Source organism: Mesobacillus boroniphilus JCM 21738 (genome assembly GCF_000517385.1).
Taxonomy (GTDB): Bacteria; Bacillota; Bacilli; order Bacillales; family Cytobacillaceae; genus Mesobacillus; species Mesobacillus boroniphilus.
The window spans coordinates 26,988-36,653 of the sequence record NZ_BAUW01000041.1; the positions used below are offsets into that span (position 1 = coordinate 26,988).

The 9,666-nt window shown below is 43.1% G+C and carries 9 protein-coding genes and 1 pseudogene; 9 read left to right on the forward strand and 1 reads right to left on the reverse strand.

The window, feature by feature from the left end; translation table 11 throughout:
- Positions 1-117 precede the first annotated feature (117 nt).
- The 4 genes and pseudogenes from ychF to rpsR all read left to right on the forward strand — a co-directional run.
- A pseudogene (ychF, locus tag JCM21738_RS12465) lies at positions 118-1,151 on the forward strand (redox-regulated ATPase YchF); the annotation flags it as partial.
- A gap of 310 nt (positions 1,152-1,461) precedes the next feature.
- Entirely contained in the window at positions 1,462-1,749 is a 288-nt protein-coding gene (rpsF, locus tag JCM21738_RS12470; RefSeq protein WP_023613385.1) for a 30S ribosomal protein S6, read from the forward strand.
- A 78-nt stretch (positions 1,750-1,827) separates the two neighbouring features.
- Positions 1,828-2,325 carry a single-stranded DNA-binding protein gene (gene ssb, locus JCM21738_RS12475; RefSeq protein ID WP_023613386.1) on the forward strand — a complete coding sequence of 166 codons (498 nt, stop codon included), beginning with the start codon at positions 1,828-1,830 and terminating at the stop codon, positions 2,323-2,325.
- Between the two features lie 50 nt (positions 2,326-2,375).
- A complete protein-coding gene (rpsR, locus tag JCM21738_RS12480) occupies positions 2,376-2,612 on the forward strand; it encodes a 30S ribosomal protein S18 (protein ID WP_031307629.1) in 237 nt (78 codons plus the stop codon).
- A gap of 221 nt (positions 2,613-2,833) precedes the next feature.
- On the opposite strand, the gene JCM21738_RS24385 is transcribed toward rpsR, so the two are convergent.
- A complete protein-coding gene (locus JCM21738_RS24385) occupies positions 2,834-2,980 on the reverse strand; it encodes a hypothetical protein (protein WP_156315517.1) in 147 nt (48 codons plus the stop codon).
- On the opposite strand from JCM21738_RS24385, the gene JCM21738_RS12485 reads away from it, so the two are divergent.
- The 5 genes from JCM21738_RS12485 to JCM21738_RS12505 all read left to right on the forward strand — a co-directional run bounded on the left by JCM21738_RS12485 (position 2,964) and on the right by JCM21738_RS12505 (position 9,331).
- On the forward strand, positions 2,964-3,905 hold the full coding sequence (locus tag JCM21738_RS12485) for a YybS family protein (protein ID WP_023613388.1): 942 nt from the start codon (positions 2,964-2,966) through the stop codon (positions 3,903-3,905). The two genes, JCM21738_RS24385 and JCM21738_RS12485, sit on opposite strands and share 17 nt — an antisense overlap.
- A gap of 30 nt (positions 3,906-3,935) precedes the next feature.
- Positions 3,936-5,909: a DHH family phosphoesterase gene (locus tag JCM21738_RS12490; RefSeq protein WP_023613389.1), complete on the forward strand. Its 1,974-nt coding sequence runs from the start codon at positions 3,936-3,938 to the stop codon at positions 5,907-5,909.
- Entirely contained in the window at positions 5,906-6,355 is a 450-nt protein-coding gene (rplI, locus tag JCM21738_RS12495) for a 50S ribosomal protein L9 (protein WP_023613390.1), read from the forward strand. The genes JCM21738_RS12490 and rplI overlap by 4 nt, the downstream gene beginning before the upstream one ends.
- Positions 6,356-6,484: 129 nt before the next feature.
- Entirely contained in the window at positions 6,485-7,849 is a 1,365-nt protein-coding gene (gene dnaB, locus JCM21738_RS12500) for a replicative DNA helicase (protein ID WP_023613391.1), read from the forward strand.
- A 192-nt stretch (positions 7,850-8,041) separates the two neighbouring features.
- Entirely contained in the window at positions 8,042-9,331 is a 1,290-nt protein-coding gene (locus JCM21738_RS12505; protein WP_023613392.1) for an adenylosuccinate synthase, read from the forward strand.
- The last annotated feature ends 335 nt before the right edge of the window (positions 9,332-9,666 follow it).

A 9,666-nucleotide genomic window follows, 5' to 3' on the forward strand; every position in this document is an offset into this window, starting at 1 on the left:
GTGCGGTTTTTTATAAGCTTGTCTTTTCCCTTCTTAATCTCTATAATTGTGAGAGAAAAATTCGTTTAGGTGATTCTTGCTTGAATAGATACATTTTTAAATAGAGGAGTGACATGGATGGCCTTAACAGCTGGTATTGTTGGACTTCCTAACGTTGGGAAATCTACATTGTTTAATGCGATCACACAGGCTGGTGCTGAATCAGCTAACTATCCGTTCTGTACGATTGACCCGAATGTTGGAATCGTTGAGGTTCCTGATCATCGTTTAACTAAATTGACTGAGCTTGTGCAGCCGAAAAAGACTGTACCGACTGCTTTCGAATTCACTGACATCGCCGGAATCGTAAAAGGGGCGAGCAAAGGTGAAGGACTGGGAAACAAATTCCTTTCCCATATTCGCCAGGTGGATGCGATTTGCCAGGTTGTCCGCTGTTTTGCAGATGACAATATTACCCACGTTGCCGGTAAAGTAGATCCTATTTCCGATATTGAGGTTATTAACCTTGAATTGATTCTGGCTGACCTGGAGTCTGTTGAAAAAAGATTCAGCCGCGTCGAGAAGTTGGCTAAGCAAAAGGATAAGGAAGCAACTATTGAGTTTCCAATTCTGGCTCGCCTGCGCGATGCATTTGAAGCTGAACAACCAGCACGCGCAGTTGAATTCACTGACGAAGAAATGAAAATCGTTAAACACCTTCATTTGCTCACAATCAAGCCAATGCTATATGTAGCTAACGTAGGTGAAGAAGATGTCGCAGATCCAAGCGGAAATGAATACGTCCAAAAAGTCCGCGAATTTGCACAAAAAGACAATGCGGAAGTCATCGTCATCAGTGCCAAGATCGAAGAAGAAATCGCTGAGCTTGAAGGCGAAGAAAAGCAAATGTTCCTTGAGGAACTAGGAATTGAAGAATCTGGATTGGATCAGTTGATCCGCGCGGCTTACAGCCTGCTTGGACTGGCAACTTACTTCACGGCTGGCGTCCAGGAAGTCCGTGCATGGACATTCCGTCACGGCATGAAGGCACCTCAGTGTGCCGGTGTCATCCACTCTGATTTCGAGCGTGGATTCATCCGTGCAGAAACAGTCCACTATGATGACCTTCTTGCAGCAGGATCCATGGCAGCAGCCAAAGAAGCTGGAAAAGTACGCTTGAAGGAAAAGAATATGAAGTAAAAGACGGAGACATCATCCACTTCCGTTTCAATGTATAATTCATTTCGTCCTGCTTAATGCAGGGCGTTGTTTTTATTTTCTGAGAAAATAGCTTGGACAAAAACACGAACATATGTTAGTATTTCATTAAGAGAATTAATAGCCCAGAATATGAAAAGCAGAATTGCTATACATAGCGTTGCCTTTGAATATATTCTGTGATATAATTTCATCTTGTGAGTAATTAAACAATTACTCCTTGCCCTGTAATGGGGCCGTTTAGACCAAAAGGAGGTGACAGTGATGAGAAAGTACGAAATTATGTACATCATCCGCCCAAACATTGAAGAGGAAGCTAAAAAGGCTCTTACTGAGCGTTTCAGCACAATCCTTACAGAAAACGGTGCGGAAGTTGCAGAAGCTAAGGAATGGGGCAAACGCCGCCTAGCTTATGAAATTAATGATTTCCGTGATGGCTACTACCAGCTTGTTAAGGTAAACGCTACTCCGGCAGCAGTTGAGGAATTCTCTCGTCTTGCTAAGATCAACGAAGATATCATTCGCCACATCGTAATTAAAGAAGAAGAATAATTAATGATATAAATATAAACTTTCAGCAGAAAATGTTTCACATGGAACATTCTAGCTGGGGGGAAGGAGTTGATTCTGATGATGAATCGTGTCATTCTTGTTGGCCGTCTGACCAAGGATCCTGAATTACGTTTCACACCGAATGGAGTTGCAGTGGCTACTTTCACTCTTGCGGTAAATCGTTCATTTACCAACCAGCAGGGGGAAAGAGAAGCTGACTTCATCAACTGTGTGGTATGGCGCCGTCCAGCCGAAAACGTTGCTAACTTCTTGAAGAAGGGCAGCCTTGCAGGTGTTGATGGACGAGTTCAAACTCGCAGCTACGAAGGACAAGATGGTAAGCGTGTATACGTTACAGAAGTTCTTGCTGAGAGTGTTCAGTTCCTTGAGCCAAAAGGACAGTCTTCAGACAGAGGGGATAGCGGTTATTCCCGTCAAAATGATCAAGGTTCCCCATTCGGGAATCAGAACCAGAATCAGAATCAACGCCAGAACCAAGGTTATACAAAAGTAGATGAAGATCCATTTGCAGGTGGCGGCCAAATCGACATTTCAGATGATGATCTTCCATTCTGATATAACTAGGACATGAAATAGAATACACAAGGAGGGAAATGACCATGGCAATGGGTGGACGCAGAGGCGGACGTGCAAAACGCCGTAAGGTTTGCTATTTCACAGCAAACGGAATCACTAAGATCGATTACAAAGACACTGATCTTTTGAAAAAATTCATCTCAGAGCGCGGTAAGATTTTACCACGCCGTGTAACTGGAACAAGCGCTAAATATCAGCGTAAATTGACGGTTGCAATCAAACGTTCTCGTCAAATGGCATTACTGCCATACGTTTCTGGTGAATAATGATCGGATTTTAAAAGGCAGCGGGGCATCCCGCTGCCTTTTATATTAGCTTTATGCCGCTTCGGTTGCTTGTCTGATTCATACAAGATAAAATAATTCTTATCGGTTGTTTTAAAGATGGTTGCTACTTTGGTCATAATATATTACTTGAACCTTAAGGCTGACCAAGGCGTTTACGCATTTTGTTACATTCAAATACATGTATTAACTTTGAGAAATGTCTAGCTCCAGCGCCTAGCCCCTCGAGTCGCTTCGATCCGCCCAATGAAGTCAAAGAACGACTTCACCGGTCGGCTCTCCAGCGCTTGTCGGGGCTGAACAAGGCGCTTGCGCTTTTCGATGAGGTGGATTATGAAGAATACATACAAGCTGACAGAAGGAGCCATCCTGTTAGCGATTTTTGCGGTTTTATTGTTGATCACTTTTTATATACCTGGCCTGGGGTTAGTTGTGAACCTCTTTCTTTCTTTGCCATTCTTGTTTTTCGGTGCTAAGTATGACGGGAAAAGCACAGCTGTATTTACGCTCGCAGCTGTATTATTATCGATGATTCTAGGATCACTCCTGGCAATACCGCTTGCATTGGCTTATGGGACGACTGGTGCTGTGATCGGTTACATGGTAAGGAAAGGGAAAAGCAGGTTTGTAGCATACATAGCAGGTTCCCTCGTGTTTCTTTTGAATTTAGTGGCACAATATGCATTGTCGGTTGTCTTATTTAAAATTAATATTATTGAAGAACTGATGGAGGCTTTTCGTGTCTCTACCGACCAGGCGATCAAAATGCTGGAGCAAATGGGACAGACCCCTGATGAGAAACTCATTAAGCAATTTGAATCAATGATCGATATGATGGAAGTGCTTATGCCAAGCATGTTCGTCATGGCTTCATTTTTGATTGTGTTCCTGCTTCAGCTAGTCTCATTCCCATTCTTGAAGCGGTTTGGGATCAAGGTGCCATCCTGGCCTCCATTCAGGGAATTGAATTTGCCAAAAAGTATCTTATGGTACTATCTCATCGCGATGATTGCAGCATTGATCATGCAGCCGGAAAAAGGGACTTACTGGTTCTGGGCGATTTCCAATCTTACATTCATACTGCAGATGTTGATGGTTCTCCAAGGACTATCATTAGTGTTTTATGTAACACATATAAAACGGTATCCTAAAGCTGTTCCAATCATCGTCATTATCCTGACCTTCCTCCTGCCATTTGTTCTTTATATTGTCAGGATATTAGGTATAATTGATTTAGGGTTTAACTTAAGAAAACGTCTTGGGGAGAAGAAGTAATCAGAAACTAACGCTTTAGGAGCTGAGCACATGCCTTCTTATTTAGAGAGGCGGCAAATACGTTATCCATTGTATGGATTGATGGCCGTAACACTGGTGTTAATTGGATTTCTGTCTTACTATAACTGGATTATAGGAGCGGCAGGGTTCATTCTCACTGGCCTGTTGATATATCTCATTTTTCAAGTGAACCATATAATTAGGCAGGAGACGGAAGAATACATTTCCACGCTGTCTTATCGGGTGAAAAAAGTCGGCGAGGAAGCATTGATGGAAATGCCCATCGGAATCATGCTGATCAATGACGATTATTATATTGAGTGGACGAATCCTTTCATTGCTGCTAGTTTCAATGAAGACTCGCTTGTCGGCAAATCGCTTTATGATGTAGCCGATGCGCTCATTCCATTGATTAAGCAAGAGGTGGAAACTGAAATCATTACTCTTCACGACCGGAAGTTCAGGATCATTCACAAACCTGAGGAACGGCTGCTCTACTTTTTCGACGTGACCGAGCAGGCAGAAATCGAAAAAATGTACCATGATGAGCGCACGGTCATTTCGATTATTTATCTTGATAACTATGAGGAACTGACTCAGGGAATGGATGATCAGACAAAAAGCAGTTTGAACAGTCTTGTTACTTCCATTTTAAATAAATGGGCTACCAATAATGGAGTATTCCTCAAGAGGGTTTCTTCAGAACGATTCATCGCTGTTTTTAGTGAACACATTCTCCAGCTGCTCGAAAAAGGAAAATTCACGATTCTCGATGAAGTAAGGGAAACAACATCGAAGCAAAATGTTCCATTAACTTTGAGCATTGGTGTCGGTACAGGTTATTCCTCGCTTCCTGAGCTTGGTAGTCAGGCACAGTCCAGCCTGGACTTGGCTTTGGGACGTGGCGGCGATCAGGTAGCTATCAAACAGCCTAACGGCAAAGTTAAGTTTTATGGCGGCAAGACAAATCCTGTTGAAAAGCGCACAAGGGTAAGGGCGCGAGTCATTTCTCATGCATTGAAAGAATTGGTTATCGAAAGTGACAAGGTCTTGATCATGGGACATAAAAATCCCGATATGGACGCAATTGGCTCTTCCATCGGCATCCTTAAAGTAGCACAAATGAACAAGCGTGAAGGCTTTATTGTGTATAATAAAAATGAGATTGATACAGGTGTACAGCGCTTGATGGATGAGATTAAGGAAAACGAATCTCTTTACTCAAGATTCATTACACCCGAACAGGCTTATGAAATTGCTTCTGATGACACACTGCTTGTCGTTGTCGACACTCATAAACCTTCACTTGTCATCGATGAAAGACTATTAAACCGGATTGAGAACGTCATCGTGATTGACCACCATCGCCGCGGTGAGGAATTTATTAAAAACCCGCTGCTCGTCTATATGGAGCCTTACGCTTCATCGACGGCTGAGCTTGTAACGGAATTGCTAGAATATCAGCCGAAGAATGGGAAAATCCAGATGCTTGAGGCTACTGCTTTATTGGCAGGAATCATCGTCGACACGAAAAGCTTCACTTTAAGGACAGGGGCCCGTACTTTCGACGCTGCATCATACCTTCGAAGCTATGGTGCGGATACCGTTCTTGTCCAGAAGTTTTTAAAAGAAGATATTAATACTTATATCAAAAGAGCAAAAATAATAGAGAATGTTTATTTTTACCGTGATGGCATTGTCATTTCAAAAGGCGATGATGATGTTTACTGTGACCAGGTGCTGATAGCACAGGCAGCAGATACACTCCTGACGATGGACGGCGTGTCAGCGTCTTTCGTGATCTCCAAAAGATCCGAAGACACGGTAGGCATCAGCGCAAGGTCACTTGGGGAAATCAATGTCCAGGTGGTCATGGAAAATCTCGAAGGTGGTGGGCATTTAACCAATGCTGCAACGCAAATGTATGACATTTCTACGGATGAAGCAGAAGCACTTTTACAAAATGCGATAGAGGATTATTTAGAAGGGGGACAAAAAGAATGAAAGTAATCTTTTTGAAAGACGTTAAAGGAAAAGGTAAAAAAGGCGAAATCAAAAATGTAGCAGATGGCTACGCACACAATTTCCTGATTAAACAGGGTCTTGCGGTTGAAGCAAGTCAAGCCGCTATGAGTTCCCTGAACGCACAGCAGAAGAAAGAAGAGAAAGTAGCTCAGCAGGATCTTGAAGATGCGAAAGCTTTGAAGGAAAACCTGGAAAAAGTTACAGTAGAATTATCCGCTAAATCTGGGGAAGATGGACGTCTTTTCGGTTCAATCACAAGCAAGCAGATTGCTGATGAGCTGCAAAAAGCTAATGGCATCAAGCTTGATAAGCGAAAAATCGAGCTTCAGGATGCAATACGCACACTTGGATATACAAAGGTTCCAGTAAAGCTTCATAAGGATGTCCAGGCAACTTTAAATGTCCATGTAAAAGAAGGAAAATAATTTACAGTTTCATAAAGCCGCAAACATGATAAAATAATATAGTTACAGAAATAGGTGATCGGTTCTGCTGGTCACTTTTTTCAATTCGTAGAGAAAGAGTCAATTTCAATTTTGTAAGGGGGCAGGCAGATGAGTGAATTATTCGCGGATCGACTTCCGCCGCAAAACATGGAAGCGGAACAAGCCGTACTTGGCGCAATATTTTTAGAGCCATCAGCTTTAACTCTTGCTTCAGAAATTTTATTACCTGAAGACTTTTACCGTGTTGCACACCAAAAAATCTTCAACGTTATGCTGGATTTAAATGATAAAGGCAGAGCCATCGACCTTGTGACCGTCACAGAACACTTAGCATCATCTAAGCTGATTGAAGATGTTGGCGGCGTCAGTTATTTAAGTGAATTGGCTGCATCCGTCCCGACGGCTGCTAATATAGAGTATTATGCTAGAATCGTAGAAGAAAAGTCATTGTTGAGAAGGCTGATCCGGACAGCATCAGGCATCGCTGAAGATGGCTATATGCGTGAGGATGAAGTGGAAGCATTACTTGCCGAGGCAGAAAAGAACATTATGGAAGTTGCACAGCGTAAAGGCGGAGAGGCTTTTCATAATATTAAGGATGTCCTTGTCAGGACTTATGATAATATTGAGGAAATGCATAACAGCAAAGGCGTTGTTACAGGTCTTGAAACTGGATTTATCGAGCTAGATCGAATAACGGCAGGTTTTCAGCGAAACGATTTGATTATTGTCGGCGCCCGTCCGTCCGTTGGTAAAACAGCATTCGCTTTGAATATTGCCCAGAACGTTGCGAAAAAGACTGGGGAGAATGTCGCGATCTTTAGTTTGGAGATGGGTGCAGAGCAGCTTGTTATGCGTGTTCTTTGTGCAGAAGGAAATATCGATGCTCAAAGGCTGCGCACAGGTTCCCTGACTGACGAGGACTGGGGCAAGTTGACGATGGCAATGGGAAGCCTGTCAAATACAGGAATTTTCATTGATGATACTCCTGGTGTCAAAATTACCGATATCAGGTCAAAATGCCGACGTTTAAAGCAGGAACATGGACTGGGCATGATCATGATTGACTACCTGCAGCTGATCCTTGGCAGCGGACGCGGAGGTGAAAACCGCCAGCAGGAAGTATCTGAAATCTCTCGTTCCCTCAAGCAGCTGGCGCGTGAACTTAAGGTACCGGTTATTGCACTGTCCCAGCTTTCCCGTGGTGTGGAATCGCGCCAGGACAAGCGTCCGATGATGTCCGATATCCGTGAGTCCGGATCGATTGAGCAGGATGCCGATGTTATAGCATTCCTTTACCGTGATGACTATTATGACCAGGAATCGGAAGATAAGAATATCATTGAAATCATCGTCGCCAAGCAGCGTAATGGCCCGGTAGGAACCGTAAAGCTGGCATTCGTAAAAGAATACAATAAATTCGTCAATATTGAAAACAGGTATGACGAATCGTATGCTCCACCTGGGGCATAATGAGAATTGATCCTTATGGATTGATTCTTTTTTTGGCTGAAAGTCTATATAGGATGTGAGGTTTTACGAACGAAATAATTATAATATAAAATTAATGTTCGTGTTTAATTGACTTTATACTATTATTGCTGGTAAACTTTATATGTTTAAAGCGGAAAAAAATAACCGTATACCTTTGGAGGTGCTTTTAATATGTCATCCGTAGTAGTAGTTGGTACACAATGGGGAGACGAAGGAAAAGGGAAGATCACTGACTTCCTTTCAGAAAATGCTGAAGTGATTGCCCGTTACCAGGGAGGGAACAACGCAGGACATACAATAAAGTTCAATGGTGAAACATATAAATTGCATTTGATTCCATCAGGAATTTTCTATAAAGATAAAACCAGCGTCATAGGAAACGGCATGGTTGTAGATCCTAAAGCGCTCGTAAAGGAACTTGCCTATCTTCATGATAAAAATGTAACGACAGACAACCTGCGAATCAGCAACCGCGCGCATGTCATCCTTCCATATCACTTGAAACTTGATGAGGTGGAAGAAGCGAGCAAAGGTGCCAATAAAATTGGAACGACCAAGAAGGGGATCGGTCCTGCATACATGGACAAAGCTGCCCGTATCGGTATCAGGATCGCTGATCTGTTGGATCGAGAAGTGTTCGAAGAAAAGCTTACTCGCAATCTGGAAGAAAAGAACCGCCTGCTTGAGCGCATCTATGAAACTGAAGGATTTAAGCTAGAGGATATTTTAGACGATTACTACGAGTATGGACAGCAAATCAAGGATTATGTGGTCGACACATCCGTTGTTTTGAATGATGCTTTGGATGAGGGACGTCGCGTACTATTTGAAGGTGCACAGGGCGTCATGCTCGACATCGACCAGGGAACATATCCATTCGTTACATCATCCAATCCAGTAGCTGGCGGTGTGACAATAGGTTCCGGTGTAGGACCGACGAAAATCACCCACATTGTAGGAGTTTCTAAAGCTTATACGACTCGTGTAGGCGATGGCCCATTCCCTACAGAATTAGATAACGAAATCGGCCACCAGATCCGTGAAGTAGGACGAGAATATGGCACGACTACAGGCCGCCCGCGCCGGGTCGGGTGGTTCGACAGCGTCGTTGTCCGCCATGCCCGCCGTGTCAGCGGAATCACTGACTTATCTCTTAATTCAATCGATGTTCTCACAGGCTTTGAAACGCTTAAAATTTGTGTCGCATACCGCTACAAAGGCGAATTGATCGAAGAGTTCCCGGCAAGCCTGAAGACGCTTGCTGAATGTGAGCCAGTGTACGAGGAGCTGCCGGGATGGACAGAAGACATCACAGATGTGGAATCACTAGAACAACTGCCTGAAAACGCAAGACACTATCTCGAGCGTATCTCACAACTGACAGGAATTCCATTGTCCATCTTCTCAGTTGGCCCGGACCGCACCCAGACAAATGTCGTCCGCAGCCCGTGGAGATCATAATAATTATAGATCAAGCCCCCGCTCATTGGATCGGGGGCTTGTTTTTCATAGAGGGAGTCCCAGCTGTTTCCAGTTCGTGAAATTCCGTCTTGATTTCGCCAGAATGCGAGTCTATTTCGTGAAAAAGTCCAAACTTCGCGGAATTAACCTATTGTTAGTGAATTTATATTTATAAAATTAAACAAATTTAAGAAAAACAGAGTGAACTACGAAGAAAACATGAAAAAGCAAAAAATATTCAAAAAGATATATACAAACAGTATAATGGTATGATATTATAAACATCGTTGTCACTTATTCGACAAAAAACGATAAAATAGCAACTATACGAGCCA